The sequence below is a fragment of the Pseudomonas sp. NFX15 genome (genome assembly GCF_049132105.1).
Classification (GTDB): domain Bacteria; phylum Pseudomonadota; class Gammaproteobacteria; order Pseudomonadales; family Pseudomonadaceae; genus Aquipseudomonas.
Window position 1 is genome coordinate 58094 of the sequence record NZ_JAFMPV010000012.1, and the last position, 15186, is coordinate 73279.

Here is a 15186-nt window from a genome sequence, read left to right on the forward strand (position 1 = left end):
TATGTGTGGCATTGTCGGCGCAGTCGCAGAACGTAACATCACCGCCATCCTGGTCGAAGGCCTCAAGCGCCTTGAATACCGCGGGTATGACAGCGCCGGCGTGGCGGTCTATACCAACGACGAAAAACTCGAGCGCCTGCGTCGCCCGGGTAAAGTCAGTGAGCTGGAGCAGGCATTGGCCACCGAACCACTGGTCGGTCGCCTGGGCATTGCCCACACCCGTTGGGCCACCCACGGGGCGCCGTGCGAGCGCAACGCCCACCCGCATTTCTCGGGTGACCTGGCGGTGGTGCACAACGGCATCATCGAAAACCACGAAGCCTTGCGTGAACAACTCAAGGCCTTGGGTTATGTCTTCACCTCGGACACCGACACCGAAGTCATCGCGCACCTGCTCAACCACAAACTGAAAGATCTGCACGATCTGACCGTGGCCCTCAAAGCCACCGTCAAAGAGTTGCACGGTGCCTACGGCCTGGCGGTGATCAGCGCGCAACAACCGGATCGCCTGGTGGCAGCCCGCAGTGGCAGCCCGCTGGTGATTGGCCTGGGCCTGGGCGAAAACTTCCTGGCCTCCGACCAGTTGGCCCTGCGTCAGGTCACCGACCGTTTCATGTACTTGGAAGAAGGCGATATCGCCGAAATTCGCCGCGACAGCGTGCAGATTTGGGACGTTGACGGTAAAGCCGTCGAGCGCGAAGCCGTGCAGTACCGCGATGGCGCCGAAGCCGCTGACAAGGGCGAATTCCGCCACTTCATGCTCAAGGAAATCCACGAGCAGCCGTCCGTGGTGCAGCGCACCCTGGAAGGTCGCTTGAGCCAGAACCAAGTGCTGGTGCAGGCATTCGGCCCACAGGCGGCCGAATTGTTCGCCAAAGTGCGTAATGTGCAGATCGTTGCGTGCGGCACCAGTTACCACGCCGGTATGGTCGCCCGTTACTGGCTCGAAGAGCTGGCCGGGATTCCTTGCCAAGTTGAAGTCGCCAGCGAGTTCCGCTACCGCAAGGTGGTGGTGCAGCCGGACACGTTGTTCGTGACCATTTCCCAGTCCGGCGAAACCGCCGACACCCTGGCTGCGCTGCGCAACGCCAAGGAACTGGGTTTCCTTGCCAGCTTGGCGATCTGTAACGTCGGCATCAGCTCACTGGTGCGTGAATCCGACCTGACCCTGTTGACCCAGGCCGGTCGCGAAATCGGCGTGGCGTCGACCAAAGCCTTCACCACGCAATTGGTTGGCCTGTTGTTGCTGACCCTGTCCCTGGGCCAAGTGCGCGGCACTTTGGCCAAAGGCGTGGAAGCAACGCTGGTCGAAGAACTGCGCCGCTTGCCGACCCGTCTGGGCGAGGCGCTGGCGATGGACAGCACCGTGGAAAAAATCTCCGAGCTGTTCGCCGAGAAAAACCACACGCTGTTCCTCGGCCGTGGCGCGCAATTCCCGGTAGCGATGGAAGGGGCCCTCAAGCTCAAGGAAATCTCCTACATCCATGCCGAAGCCTACCCGGCCGGTGAGCTGAAGCACGGTCCGTTGGCGCTTGTGGATAACGACATGCCCGTGGTGACCGTGGCGCCGAACAACGAACTGCTGGAGAAGTTGAAGTCCAACCTCCAGGAAGTCCGCGCCCGCGGTGGCCAGTTGATTGTCTTCGCTGACGAGAAGGCCGGCATGACCAACGGTGAAGGCACGCACGTTGTCCACATGCCGCACATCCACGACATCCTGTCGCCGATTCTCTACACCATCCCGCTGCAACTGCTGTCGTACTACGTTGCCGTGCTCAAGGGCACCGACGTCGACCAGCCGCGCAACCTGGCGAAGTCGGTGACTGTGGAATAAGTTATCCACAGGTGAAAACCCCCATTGTGGGTAATGCCGTTCACGTACGGACGAACACTGAATCTGTGGCGAGGGAGCCAGCTTCCTCGGCACAGGTTTTCGGTTGTTTGATCTTTCGGTTAATTGAGCAGCATGACCCCCTTCTGGGGGTTTTCTGTTTCTAGGTGGACGAAATCCGACGTTGGCGCCGCGTATCCAGCAGATAGACCATGACGCAGGCGTACAAGGTTACCAATATGAACAAGCCCATGCGGATGGCGAAGGCGGTGTAGACATCTTTGCCCGCGGCGCTGTCCTGTACCGATTGGCCGAGCAGAATGATCAGGGTCGCCAGGCTGTTGAGCCAGAAGCTCGGGGGCTGTCGGGTCTTGGCCAGGCCGTAGAGTTTCCTCGCCACCAGCAAGCCGAACAGCAACATCCACAGAAAGAACATCCACAGGTTGACGAACAGGCTCAACGCGCACCAGAAAAGAATCGCCATCAGGCCGCCAAGCAAAGTCGAGCCGAGCAATTCCTTGCCGGCGCTGCGGGCACTGGTGGCGCAGCTTTGTTGGCCGAGGGTGACGGCTTTCATGATGATCGGCAGGTAGCTGGCCGGGTCGACCATGGCCAGCAGGAACGTCGGCAGCACCACCAGCGTGGCCCGTAGCGCCAGCCAGCTGGTTTCGGTGGGTGTCAGGCTCGGGCCGGGTTTGGCCACGGGGGCGCTGGCGGGGTCGGGAAACAGCCAGTGGCCGATGGTCAGCGTCGTGACGGCGAGGAACAGCCCCTTGACCAGGGCCACGATCACTTCAAGCCCCAAGGCGAATTCAGCGGTCCCCGCTGAGCTGATCAAGGTCAGGCCCACCACCAGGAATGTCGCCACCAGTGGATTGCCGCCGCGCAATCCGTAACCGAAAGCCAGGAACAAGCACAGGCCCACCAGCAACACCCCGCTGACCGGGTAATAACGCAGCAGGGGAATGAGCAGCAGCCCGGTGCCGGTGGTCAGCATCAGGATCAGGATCAAACCCAAACTGGCCTTGAACGGCAACGGTCGGTTCATCGCTGCCAGCATCATCAAGGCCAGCATCGGCGAAAGGAACGGAATCGGCAGGGCCAGGCCAAAGCTTGCCGCCAGACACAGCGCGGTACCGAAGCCCAGTCGCAGCGCGCGCTGAACCCGGGCCGGGCGCTCAATACGCATAGGACAACCAGCTCATCAGGCGCAGGAACACGCGCCCCAGAATATTCAGCGGACTGTTTTCGCTGGGGAATGCCATGACTTCGGCCTGGCCACCGGAGCGGATGCCTTGCGGGCCTTTCAACTCACCGGGTTCGAACTCGATGATGACCGGAAAGCGCTGGGCCGGGCGTAGCCAGTCGCGGCTGTTCTCCACTTTCGGCAGGCTGCCCGGTTGGGTGGTCTGGCCGATATCAACGCCATAACCGACGCTGCGCACATGGCCTTTGAATATCTCCCCCGGCAGGGCGTCGAGGACGATGGACACTGGCGTTCCGGGTTGAACACTGCCCAGATTGTTCTCGGTCATGTCGGCGCTGATCCATACATCGTGGATGGCAATCAGCGTCATCACCGGAGCGCCCGCCGCCGCGAACTGGCCGACGTCGGTGCGCAGGTCGGTGATCAGGCCCGCCGAGCGCGCATGGACCTTAGTATTGCTCAGGTCCAGCTCGGCCTTTTCCAGGTTGCTGGCGGCGCTGAGCAACTGGGCGTTTTCGTCTTCGTTACCACCCTGTGTTTCCCGCGCACGTTGCACTTCGGCCTTGGCCGCGGCGACCTGGCTGATGGACTCCTGGAGAGTGGCGCGGGATATCTCCAGGCGTCGCAGCGAGATAGTCCCCGGGTCTTCACTGTACAAGCGTTCCAGGCGCTGAATATCCTGGCGGGCCTTGAGTTCATTGGCCTGGGAGGCGCGCAGCGACGCCAGTTTGGAGTCGACGCCGGCGGTGTTCGCGCCCACCTGGCGACGGGTCGATTCAAGGTCGGCGCGGGCGCGATCGACGGCAATCTGGTACTGCTCTGGATTGACTTCAAACAGCAATTCGCCGGCCTTCACGTCCTGATTGTTGCGCACATGCACCTTGATCACCCGCCCGGACACTTCGGCGGCCACCGGCACAATGAAAGCCTGGACTCGGGCCTGTTGCGTATAGGGCGTGTAACGGTCGGCCAGCAGGTACCAGACCAGGCTCAGGATGATCAGGATCACTACCCAGTTGATGGCTTTTTTCGCCGGGTCGGCGGCGGGGGCCGGGGTGTTCTCGGCGGCCGGTTGTTGGCTGTCAGTCATGGGCTTTTTCCTTCGGTTCGTCGAGCAGATCGCCCCAATCGGTCCGTTCTTGCATCTGTTTGCGGGTGGCCGGGTCGATCATCGGCTGGTCGCTGTACCAGCCACCGCCCAAGGCCTTGTACAAGGCGATCAGGCTGTTGACGGCGGTGCCTCGGTTGACCAGGTAGATATCTTGCTGGGCAAACAGGGCGCGCTGGGCATCCAGTACGCGCTGGAAGTCCGAATAGCCTTCGCGGTATTGGGCGTTGGCCAGGGTCACCGAACGTTCAGCGGCCACCGAGGCATCGCTGAGGATACGGTCGCGTTCCAGGGACTTGATCAGGCCGGTGGCGGCATCGTCGGCCTCGCGCGCGGCCTGGCGCACGCTGTCCTGGTAGATCACGATCAATTGCTGCAAGCGCGCATCCTGCACGCGTACGTTGTTGGTGATGCGGCCGTGGTCAAAGATGTTCCAGCTCAGGCTGGGGCCGGCCACGAAGTTGACGCTGTTGGGCGCCGCGTTGAGCGAGCTGGCGGACCACACAATGCTGCCCAGCAGGCTGATGGACGGGTACAGGTCGGTCTCGGCCACGCCAATCAATGCAGACTGCGCCGCCACTTGCAGTTCGGCCGCACGCACATCGGGGCGCCGCACCAGCAGGTTGGCGGGTACGTCCTGCAACACGGCGGTATCGAGCAACGGCACGAGCCCGGTGTTGCGATTGAGGTCAGGGATCGAGCCGGGTGGCTGGCCGATCAGGGTCGACAGTGCATTGCGCAAGCTCGCCACCTGGCTTTCGAAATCCGGGATGGTGCTGAGCGTGCCCAGGTACTGGGTCTTGGCTTGTTGCAAGTCGAGTTCGGCTTCGGCGCCGCTGTTGAACAGGCGCTCGGTGATCTCGTAGCTGCGTTTTTGCAATTTGGCGTTGCTGCGGGCGATCGCCAGGCGTGCTTCGGCAGTGCGCAAGGCGTAGTAGTTCTGCGCCAACTGCGCGTGCACCAGTACCAGCGCGTTTTCATGGTTGGCCTGAGCAGCAAACCACGCCGCGTCGGCCGACTCGATGGCCCGGCTGAAGCGACCCCAGAAATCCAGCTCCCAGCCAATATCGAACCCGGCACTGTATTGCCAGAAGTGCGTGTCCTGCGGGTTGGCACCGCCTGATTGCCGTTGGTTCAGGTACAGGCTGTCCGCGTTGGCCTGTTGCACTTGCGGATAGCGTCCGGCCAGGGCAATGCCCAACTGCGCGCGCGATTCCATGACTCGCAGGCCGGCGACTTGCAGGTCGGTATTATGGGCATCGGCTTGGGCCATCAAATGGTCCAGCACCGGGTCGTTGAACACGCGCCACCATTGGCGGCTGTCGGGTTGCGCGTGTTGTTGGCCAGCGATCTCGAGGGCCGGGCTGTTCCAATGGTCAACCCAGGGTTGGGCCGGTGACTTGAAGTCCGGCCCAAGTTGCACGCAACCCCCGAGAACGACGAAGCCACCGATCAGCAGCCGGCTGATGCAAGCAGGGCGTGGCATCAGGCGCTAACTCCTCAGACAGGGTGCTGGTCGTTCAGGGCCTCGATGTGCGGTGTTTCGTTCGTCGTCTCGATCTGCATCGGCTCGTTCACGACCTCGACAGCCGGTTGGTCCAGGACCCATTGCCAGAACAGTTGGTAGCCCACCGCCAGTGCCACTGGCCCGATGAACAGACCGATGAACCCGCCACTGACCATGCCGCCCAGCGCGCCGATCAGGATGACTGGCATCGGTACATCGACGCCACGCCCCAGCATCAACGGCTTGAGGACGTTGTCGGCCATCCCGGCGATTAGGCTATAGATGCAGAACACGATAGTGCCCAGGGTCGTGCCGTCGGTGGCAAAGACATAGGCAATCACCGGGATGGTGATCAGCAGCACCGGTAGCTGCATGATCCCCATCAATAGCGCGACCATGGCCAGCAACCCGGCACCAGGGACGCCCATGAGCACGAAGCCCACGCCGACCAGCAGCATCTGGATGAACGCGATACCCACCACGCCCTGGGCAACGGCGCGAATGGTGGCGGTGCACAGCTCGGTGATGCGTGGGCCACGGTCAGGCCCGGAAAGGCGCGAGGTGATGGCCAGGGCGCTTCTTTCGCCGTTTTCGCCATAGGCCATGAGCACGCCGGCGATGATCAGGGCGCCGATGAACAACAGGAAACCCACGCCGACGTCAGCCATCTTGCCCAACAGGGTCAGGCCGACGGACTTGACGTAAGGCATCACCTTCATCACCACGCTGCTCATGTCGGTCGCGGCTTGCATCCAGTAGCCATAGAGCGGCTTGCCAATGAGCGGCAAGGAAGCGATTTTTTCGCTGGGAAGCGGAATTTGCAGCGTATCGGACTTGAGGATCGCCAGGGTGCCCTGGACCGATTCACTGATCGAGGTGCCCAGCAAGTAGATCGGCACCATGAGCAAGGCCAGGGCGACCACCACGATCAGGGTGGCGGCACGACCGTCCTTGTTGACCAGCTTGCGCTTGATCAGTGCATGCAATGGATACAGAGTGATGGCGAGGATCACCGCCCAGAGCATCAGGTTGAGGAACGGGTGGAAAATCTGGAAACAGAACAAAACCAACACGGCAATCAGCCCGGCGCGTATCAGCACATCGAGAAAACCACCGGAGACGGCTCTAGCAGAAATGTTAGTGCGTAACATTTTTGAACTCCTTGTTGTGTAAAACAGGGTTAGCCAGCCAGTTGAAGTTCAACTCTTCCTTGCTTGCTGCGAACTGAAATCAGGGCCCATGAACCGCCCGTCCAAGCGTTAACAACCCAATAACGCTTTGCTTCAAGCAAGGGAAAATCTCAACGAAGTACCTATCAAAAACCCAATAGATAACAAGGTGGCTTGTAGTATAGGAGCAGTCGTCTATTCCGCCTGTTTATGCACAGGGAATTATGCTGCAGTGAATGGCGTTCGCTGGCTGGCTCTTATCTGGCCGTTGCTGAGTCGCCGTGACAAGGGCTCAGGTTCCTGTCAGATATTAGCCATGGCCGCCGATCGGGCCGGATAATTGCGAACACCCGCCACCGTCGCAAGATAATAAGCCTCAATAATTATCAAACGATCCCGGCGCGTTTATTAAACGCAGGGCAATCAACTAGCGGGGTTCAACACTTGCATTGTAAAAACTCCCGTTTAAATTGCGTTTTTATTAATCTGAAATGAGGCTAGTGCCATGGACCGCTTCCAGGAAATGCAGGTCTTCGTTGCGGTCGCCCAGGAGCAGGGCTTTTCGGCAGCGGCGCGGCGTCTGGGCCTGTCGGCCGCCAGCGTGACCCGGGCGGTGGCGGCACTTGAGCAACGCATTGGCACACAATTGTTCACGCGCACCACGCGCAGCGTGTATTTGAGCGAGGCCGGCCAGCGGTATCTGGAAGATTGTCGGAGAATTCTCGCCGAGGTGCAGGAAGCCGAGGATTCGGCAGCGGGCAGCCATATCCACCCGCGTGGGCAGCTGACCATCACCGCGCCGGTCTTGTTCGGTGAGCTGTTTGTCACGCCGTTGATGGTGAATTACCTGACGCAATTCCCCGAAGTCTGCATCAACGCGTTGCTGGTGGACCGGGTGGTGAGCGTGGTCGAGGAGGGCGTCGATGTGGCGATTCGCATTGGTGAATTGCCCGACAGCAATCAGCATGCGATCCGCGTGGGCGAGGTACGGCGGGTGATCTGCGCCTCACCAGCCTTTCTGGCTGCTCATGGTCGGCCAACACACCCGCAGGCACTGGCGCAGGCACCGATTATCGCGACGTCCGCCATCGGCCAATTGCGCAGTTGGCCATTCCTTGAAAATGGCGAAACCTTGAGCGTGCGGGCCGATCCGCGACTGGTGGTGACCGCGAATCAGGCGGCCATCACCGCGGCCTGCCTGGGGTTGGGTTTTACCCGCGTGCTGTCGTATCAGGTGGCGAGCAAAGTCGCCGCCGCAGAGCTGGAAATCATTCTGGCCGACTTCGAATTGCCGCCGTTACCCATCCATGTGGTGTATCAGGGCGGCCGCAAAGCGCCCGCCCGGGTGCGCAGCTTTGTGGATTTCGCGGTGAAGACCCTGCGCGAGCATCCGGCGCTCACCCGGTGAATTATTTCACCGGGTGAAACAATGGATTGCGTTTGCTGGTGATTCTGTTGTTTTGGATGTCGGTGGAAGATACGACCCACCGGCGCTGCTCGTCCTGATCAGCACCACAGAACCGAGGTGTCGACCATGCAAGCGATCAAACTCTACAACTTCCCGCGTTCCGGCCACGCTCATCGTGTCGAGTTGATGTTGTCCCTGCTGAAATTGCCCACCGAGCTGATCTTCGTTGACCTGGCCAAGGGGGAACACAAGCAGCCGGCGTTCCTCGCGCTCAATGCCTTTGGCCAGGTGCCGGTGATCGATGACGGCGGCGTGGTACTGGCCGACTCCAACGCCATTCTGGTGTACCTGGCGCAAAAGTACGGCAACGGTCGATGGCTGCCGGCCGATCCGGTGGGCGGTGCCAAGGTTCAGCGCTGGTTGTCGGCAGCGGCCGGACCGATTGCCTTCGGCCCTGCCCGGGCAAGGTTGATCACAGTGTTTGGTGCACCTTACAACGCTGAAGAAGTGATTCCCTACGCCCACACCGTGCTCAAGGTAGTTGAACACGAACTGGCCAATACGCCTTACCTGGCTGGCACTGAGCCGACGGTTGCCGATGTGGCCGCCTACAGTTACATCGCCCACGCACCGGAAGGCAATGTGTCGCTGGACGACTACCCCAACATTCGCGCCTGGCTGGCGCGCATTGAGGCGTTGCCCGGTTTTGTCGGCATGCCGCGCACTGTCGCCGGCCTGCAAAAAACTGCCTGATACTGGCGGCCCGGTACTGCCGGGCCGCTCCATTCTGCGCCGATGGCGCACGGGAGAAGCCGTTATGGACCGTTCACCTTGGCACGCCGGCGAGAGACAATTGCAGGCGTATGCAGGCGTTGCCGAACGAATGGAGCAGTTCGGGCGTAAGGTCATTCGCAGGGAGATGCCGGACCAGCACCGCACCTTTTATCAGCAACTGCCGTTCATGCTGTACGGCGCGGTGGATGCCGACGGTCGTCCGTGGGCCAGTCTCCTGGAGGGGCAACCCGGTTTCGCCCACTCGCCGGAACCCGGTTTGCTGCAATTTCGCAGCCTGCCGGCCGTCGACGATCCCGCGCAATTGGTTGATGGCGCGGCCATCGGACTGTTGGGCATCGAGCTACACACTCGCCGTCGCAACCGCCTCAACGGTCATGTCCGCGCCATGACCACGGGTGGTTTCGAGGTGACGGTGGACCAGTCCTTCGGCAATTGCCCGCAGTACATTCAGTTGCGTCAGTTTCGCTCGGTGCCGCTGACCGATCCGGCAACCCGCGTCGCCGAGCACTTCATCGAACTGGACGCGGCGGCCATCGCGATGATTGGCGAGGCGGACACGTTTTTCGTGGCCAGTTATGTGGAGGTCGATGGCGAGCGCTCGGTGGATGTGTCGCACCGCGGTGGTCAGAGCGGTTTTGTCCGCGTGGAAGGCAATCGGCTGATCATTCCGGACTTCGCCGGCAACCTGCATTTCAACACCTTGGGCAACCTGCTGCTCAATCCCCGGGCCGGGTTGTTGTTCGTCGATTTCAATAGCGGTGATGTGCTGCAACTGAGCGGTCGCACCGAAATCATCCTCGAAGGCCCGCAGGTCGAAGCGTTCCAGGGGGCCGAGCGCCTGTGGACATTCGAAGTCGAGCGCGTCGTGCGTCGCCCCGCCGCGTTGGCCCTGCGCTGGCGTTTCGATGGAGTTTCACCCACCAGTTTGCTCACGGGCACCTGGGCGCAGGCCGACGCGCGCTTGCAGGCCAAAGCCTTGGGCGATCAATGGCGGCCCTTGCGGGTGGCGCGGATCGAAGCGCAAAGCCATAACATCCGCTCGATCCATCTGGAGCCTGCCGATGGCGCTGGATTGCCGTTGTTTCAGGCCGGGCAGCATTTGCCGCTGCGCTTTACTATCGACGGCGAGGTGCATATCCGCACCTACAGTTTGTCGAGCGCACCGTCCGATGATTTTTTCCGCATCAGCGTGAAGCGTGACGGGCGGGTGTCGACGCATTTGCACGAGCGGATTCGGGTCGGCGACGTCCTGGAGGCTCGGGCGCCGCAAGGGCATTTCACCGTGGCGCCCCATGAGCGTCGGCCGTTGGTTTTGTTGGCGGCCGGGGTGGGCATCACGCCGCTGTTGTCGATGCTGCGAGAGGTGGTTTACCAGGGCTTGCGCACCCGGCGTATCCGGCCGACGGTGTTTATCCAGAGTTCGCGCACGCTGGCCGACCAACCGTTTCGCCAAGAGCTGGATCGTTTGCTCGAAGACGCTGGCGATGCGGTGCGGGTGGTGCGCTTGCTCAGTCAGCCGGAAGCCGAGGCGTCACTTGGAGAGGATTTCGACCTCAAGGGCCGGATCGACGTTGAGTTGCTCAAGGATCTGCTGACCGTCGAGGACTACGACGAACTTGATTTCGTCGTCTGCGGTCCCGGAAGTTTTACCCAGGCGTTGTACGACGGCCTGCGGGAATTGGACATCCGCGACTCGCGGATTCATGCCGAGACCTTCGGCCCTTCGACCTTGCGTCGTCGCCCGGACCCCGATGCCGTGGTCATCGAGCAGCCGCCAGCGGCCACCACCTCGGTGCCCGTGGTGTTCCAGCGCTCGGCCAAGGAGGCGCGTTGGCAGCCGGACGGCGGCAGCTTGCTGGAGTTGGCGGAAAGCCGGGGCCTGCGCCCGGAGTTCAGTTGTCGCGGCGGTTCGTGCGGCACCTGCAAGACCCGGTTGGTCAGTGGTCAGGTGCATTACCCATTGCCGCCAGCGGAAGTGCCGGATGAAGGACAAGTACTGATCTGCTGTGCGATTCCGGCGCAAGGGGCGCAGCCGTTGGTACTCGATCTGTGAAGGAAGAATGCAGTTGAACGTTGCCCGTCAGCCGATGGCTGGGTAGGGTAGGGCAGAATGAACAAGGGCCGTCGAGGCCCTTTCTGCTTTTCAGGGACAGGCGTTTTAATGGTTTTTCTCACTCGCTCGAGGGCCTTGCTGATGGCGCTGGTGTTCCTCACCGGTTGCCAACAACAGGACGCACCACCGCTCGATCAACAACTTTACGTCTGGCAGCGGCAGTGGACGCCGGCCCACGAGGCTGCCTTGCGCGACAGCCGCGCCGACTTTTCGACGTTGCGGGTTTTGGCCCTGCAGGCCTTCCCCAACGCGGGCTGGAGTCGGGCGCGAATTGGTCCGGCACTGCTCAAGGGTGATGGTCGGCCGCTGATTGCGGTGATTCGCCTGGACGGGCAGCTCAAGGCACTCGATCAGGATGAAGCCACCGCGCAGATTCAGCAGGTGATCGGCGATTGGCAGGCACAAGGACTGAACCTCACGGGCGTGGAAATCGACCACGATGCGGGCAATGCGCGGCTACCGGCGTATCGGCAGTTTCTCGCACGTTTACGTCAAACGTTGCCGGCGTCGCTGGCGCTGAGCATCACCGCGTTGCCGTCCTGGCTCGACAGCCGGGAGCTGCCGGCCTTGTTATCCACAGTCGACAGCAGCGTGTTGCAGGTGCACGCGGTGAGCGATCCGCGTCGCGGCTTGTTCAATGCCGATCAGGCCCGGCAATGGGCGATAGCCTGGAGCCGGCTCACGAGCAAACCTTTCTATCTGGCGCTGCCGGCCTATGGCGTCGCGTTGCTGCCATCGACCGATGGCGCGCCGATCGTGGAAAGCGAAGTGAGCCTGGCGCGCGAAGGCCTGCGTCGGGAGTTGCTCGCCGATCCGCTGTCGTTGCGCACTCTGGGCCGCGAGCTGCGCGCCGACCCACCGAAACACCTGGCGGGGCTGATCTGGTTTCGCCTGCCATTGGCCAACGACCGTCGCGCCTGGAGCTTGACCACCTTGCGTGCGGTGGCGCGTGGGGATGTCCTCGACAGTCAGTTGCAATTGAAACTCTCGGCCGACAATGGCCTCTATGACATCGCCATCAGCAACCAGGGCAACCTCGACCGCGCCTGGCCCGAACGCCTGACACTGGCCGTCAGCGGCTGTGAGGGCGCCGATGCCCTGGCCGGTTATGCGTTGCAACGGCAACCTGATCTGCTTACCTTCACCCGCCTGCGCGACGGCCGAATGCCGGCCGGCGGGCAGCGTGCCATTGGTTGGGCTCGCTGCGCCAACATTGATCAAGGAGGTTCGAATGTTCACCCGTAACTGGCCGCGTCATTTGCTTTGCCTGAGCCTCAGCCTGCCGCTGGGTTCGGCGCTGGCTTGCGGTCCGGACTTCCCGATGCGCCTGCTGGATAACCGAGGCCAGTCGTTGGCGGAGTTGCCGGAAGGCAGCTTCAGCTTTGAAATCAGCCGCCTCGGCCACGCCATCAACGGCTTGAAAAACATCACCGCTCCCGCCAACTACGCCGAAGAAACTGACCCGGTCGCGCTGTGGGACAAGGCCGAGCAAGAGGGACTGTCCGCTGAGCAACAAGTGTTGGTCAAACACCTGCGCAGCCTGACCGATGCCCGTCAGGGGGAAACCGAGGGCGCGACACTGCCGCCTGAGCTCCGGTTGTACCTGGCTGGCGCCGTGGCCTTTGGCGCGGGCGATCCGGCCCTGGCCGCCACCTATTTCAAGAAAGTGCTGGCCTTGCCCGCCGAGCAGCGGGCTTCTCGCAGTACCTGGGCAGCGTACTCGCTGGGGCGCGCGTTGTACGCCATGAGCGCCGAGGCCAATGCCGCCCCGGACCTGCTCGAACAATCCGCCAAGGCCTTCGAACAAGCCCGGCAAATGAGCATCGACGGCTTCAGCGATCCGTTGGAACTGGGCGTCGCCAGCCTCGGCGAAGAAGCCCGGGTGGTGCGCACCGCCGGCGACTGGAACCGCGCCATCGAGTTGTACGCGACACAGAATCTGCACGGCTCCGCCGTGGGCAACGAATCGCTGAAGCTATTGATGACCGACTTGCTGGCGCTGCCAGAAGATCAGGTGGCCGAATTGCTCAAGGGCCAGCCTGTGCAGCAATTAGTGACTGCGTCGTTGATCAGCCGCTTGGGTTGGTCGTTCGGCGATCACCCCCCGAACGAACAGAAAATGATCAAGCTGTTGCAAAACAGCACCCGCGGCAGCCTCGACAACGCCGACCGCCTGGCAGCGATGAATTATCAACAGGGCGATTACGCCAGCGCCAAGGCCTTCCTCGAACACGCCGGCGATGGCGGATTGGCCTGGTGGCTGCGGGCGAAACTGGCGGTGCGCGAGGGCGACAAGGCCGCAGCCGCCGCAGCTTATGCCAAGGCAGCCCAGGCCTTCCCGCAGAATGAATCCTGGGGCGAGCGCCGCACACCGGATTTCGATTATGAAACGCTCCAGCCCAAATGCCGGGTCGAGGGCGAAAGCGCGATCCTGGCCTTGCAACGCGGGGACTACTTGCAAGCCTTCGACCAGTTGTATCGCAGCCAAAGCATCTATTGGTTTGACGCCGCCACCGTGGCCGAGCGCGTGTTGACCCTCGACGAACTCAAGCACTACGTCGACACGCAAGTGCCAGCACCGCCGCCGCTCAGCCAGCAGGACCGCGACAACTATGTGCCCTTGCCGGTGGCGGCGAGCCTGCGCAATCTGCTGGGGCGGCGTTTGTTGCGCGAAGGGCATTACGAGGAAGCGCCGGCGTACTTCGACAACGACGGCTTGCGCCACAAGGCCAGGTTGTATGGCGAGCAACGCTTGGCGGCCGACTCAGCCTGGTGGCCGACCCGTCGCGCCGCGGCGCTGTTTAATGCGGCCTGGACGGCACGTGAGTGGGGCATGGACATTCTCGGCTACGAGATGGCGCCGGATTACGCCACGCTCGGCGGTAACTTCACCCTGGCGAGCGATGAGCTCAAGGTGGGTCCATTGGTGGCCGAGGACGAAGTGAAGCGCCAGCAAGCCAGCGCTGCCCAACCCGATCAGCGTTATCACTACCGCTTTGTCGCCACGGCGCTGGCGAACAAGGCGGCGGACAACTTGCCCCACACCAGTCAGGCGTTCGCGGCGGTGTTGTGCGAGGCCTCGGGGTGGAACAGCAGTGTCGAGGAGCAACGTGCGATTTATCAGCGCTACATCAAGCAAGGGCCTTACGTGCAATGGGCTGCGGATTTCGGTCACCAGTGCCCGTACCCCGACTTCGAGAACGCCGACAAACGCTACGTGACCCAGGTCACCGAATCGGCGCGTTCGGCTTTGCGCCCATACAAGACACCGTTGCAGGTCGGTAGCGTTGTGGCGATCGCCGCCGTGGCGCTATTGATGTTCAAGCGTCGTCGTCGCAAGGCTCAATAAAGGCTCACGCCTGTTGCACAAAGGTCAGCCGCACGGCGAAACCGATCAACAGGCTGCCGAACAACCATTGTTGCAGGCGTTGGGCTGAAGGGCTGCGTTGCAGCCAGCGGCCGAGTGCCGCCCCGGCCAAGGCGTAGGCGCTGTCGAACAGCAAACCGACGCTCACGAGCACCACGCCCAATGTCGCGAATTGCCCGAGCACCGGCCCGGCCTGCGGGTTAATGAATTGCGGCAGCAGAACCGAGCAGAACAACAGGGCCTTGGGATTGAGCAGGTTGGTCAGCAGCCCGCGACGGATGGCGGTGCCCCAATGCGGTTGTTCGACGGCTTTGCCGTTAGCGGTCAGGTTCGGCAACAGGGTGGTGCGAAGGCACTGTATGCCGATCCACAGCAGATACGCGGCGCCTGCCAGGCGCACCCCATCGAAGGTCCAGGGCGCGGCTTTGAACAATGCCGCCAGCCCCAGCGCTGCCAATGCCACATGGCAGCCCCGGGCGATGCCCAGGCCAACCGCCGTGGCCAGCGTGGCGCTTTTGCCCTCGCGGGCACCGGTCTGCAACAGCAGGATCATGTCCGGCCCCGGCAGCAGATAGACCACCGCCAGCGCCATGAAAAACAGCCAGAGTCCTTCCACGTTGCACCCCGTTCGTTGTCGATTTGGTCGTGCCAGTCTATGGCCGAAGGGCAGGGCAGGTGCTT

General features: G+C 62.1%; 11 protein-coding genes. 6 read left to right on the plus strand and 5 right to left on the minus strand.

The features are described 5' to 3' along the window. Position 1 precedes the first annotated feature (1 nt). Positions 2-1834 (plus strand): glutamine--fructose-6-phosphate transaminase (isomerizing), encoded by a 1833-nt coding sequence (glmS, locus tag J1D76_RS14900; protein ID WP_421139028.1) that lies wholly within the window; start codon positions 2-4, stop codon positions 1832-1834. Between the two features lie 160 nt (positions 1835-1994). Here the strand turns inward: glmS and J1D76_RS14905 are convergent, their stop codons facing one another. The 4 genes from J1D76_RS14905 to J1D76_RS14920 are packed head-to-tail and all read right to left on the minus strand — an operon-like array spanning position 1995 to position 6804. Continuing rightward, a complete protein-coding gene (locus tag J1D76_RS14905; RefSeq protein ID WP_421139029.1) occupies positions 1995-3020 on the minus strand; it encodes a DUF2955 domain-containing protein in 1026 nt (341 codons plus the stop codon). Beyond that, positions 3010-4128, minus strand: coding sequence for an HlyD family secretion protein (locus J1D76_RS14910; RefSeq protein WP_421139030.1), 1119 nt, complete (start codon positions 4126-4128; stop codon positions 3010-3012). Before J1D76_RS14910 ends, J1D76_RS14905 begins: the two co-directional genes overlap by 11 nt. After that, entirely contained in the window at positions 4121-5632 is a 1512-nt protein-coding gene (locus tag J1D76_RS14915) for an efflux transporter outer membrane subunit (RefSeq protein WP_421139031.1), read from the minus strand. Before J1D76_RS14915 ends, J1D76_RS14910 begins: the two co-directional genes overlap by 8 nt. Before the next feature lie 14 nt (positions 5633-5646). After that, positions 5647-6804 (minus strand): AI-2E family transporter, encoded by a 1158-nt coding sequence (locus J1D76_RS14920; RefSeq protein ID WP_421139032.1) that lies wholly within the window; start codon positions 6802-6804, stop codon positions 5647-5649. 523 nt (positions 6805-7327) lie between these two features. Here J1D76_RS14920 and J1D76_RS14925 point away from each other — a divergent pair. The 5 genes from J1D76_RS14925 to J1D76_RS14945 all read left to right on the plus strand — a co-directional run bounded on the left by J1D76_RS14925 (position 7328) and on the right by J1D76_RS14945 (position 14487). Continuing rightward, positions 7328-8230: a LysR family transcriptional regulator gene (locus J1D76_RS14925; RefSeq protein ID WP_421139033.1), complete on the plus strand. Its 903-nt coding sequence runs from the start codon at positions 7328-7330 to the stop codon at positions 8228-8230. Between the two features lie 126 nt (positions 8231-8356). Beyond that, entirely contained in the window at positions 8357-8983 is a 627-nt protein-coding gene (locus J1D76_RS14930; protein WP_421139034.1) for a glutathione S-transferase family protein, read from the plus strand. A 64-nt stretch (positions 8984-9047) separates the two neighbouring features. Beyond that, positions 9048-11078 (plus strand): pyridoxamine 5'-phosphate oxidase family protein, encoded by a 2031-nt coding sequence (locus J1D76_RS14935; RefSeq protein WP_421139035.1) that lies wholly within the window; start codon positions 9048-9050, stop codon positions 11076-11078. A gap of 108 nt (positions 11079-11186) precedes the next feature. Beyond that, the gene (locus tag J1D76_RS14940) at positions 11187-12383 is read left to right on the plus strand and encodes a DUF3142 domain-containing protein (RefSeq protein ID WP_421139036.1); all 1197 of its coding nucleotides are present in this window, start codon (positions 11187-11189) and stop codon (positions 12381-12383) included. Further along, the gene (locus J1D76_RS14945) at positions 12370-14487 is read left to right on the plus strand and encodes a hypothetical protein (RefSeq protein ID WP_421139037.1); all 2118 of its coding nucleotides are present in this window, start codon (positions 12370-12372) and stop codon (positions 14485-14487) included. Before J1D76_RS14940 ends, J1D76_RS14945 begins: the two co-directional genes overlap by 14 nt. A 4-nt stretch (positions 14488-14491) precedes the next feature. Here J1D76_RS14945 and J1D76_RS14950 read toward each other — a convergent pair whose 3' ends face one another. Beyond that, positions 14492-15121, minus strand: a complete 630-nt coding sequence (locus J1D76_RS14950; RefSeq protein WP_421139038.1) for a LysE family translocator — start codon at positions 15119-15121, stop codon at positions 14492-14494. Positions 15122-15186: the final 65 nt, after the last annotated feature.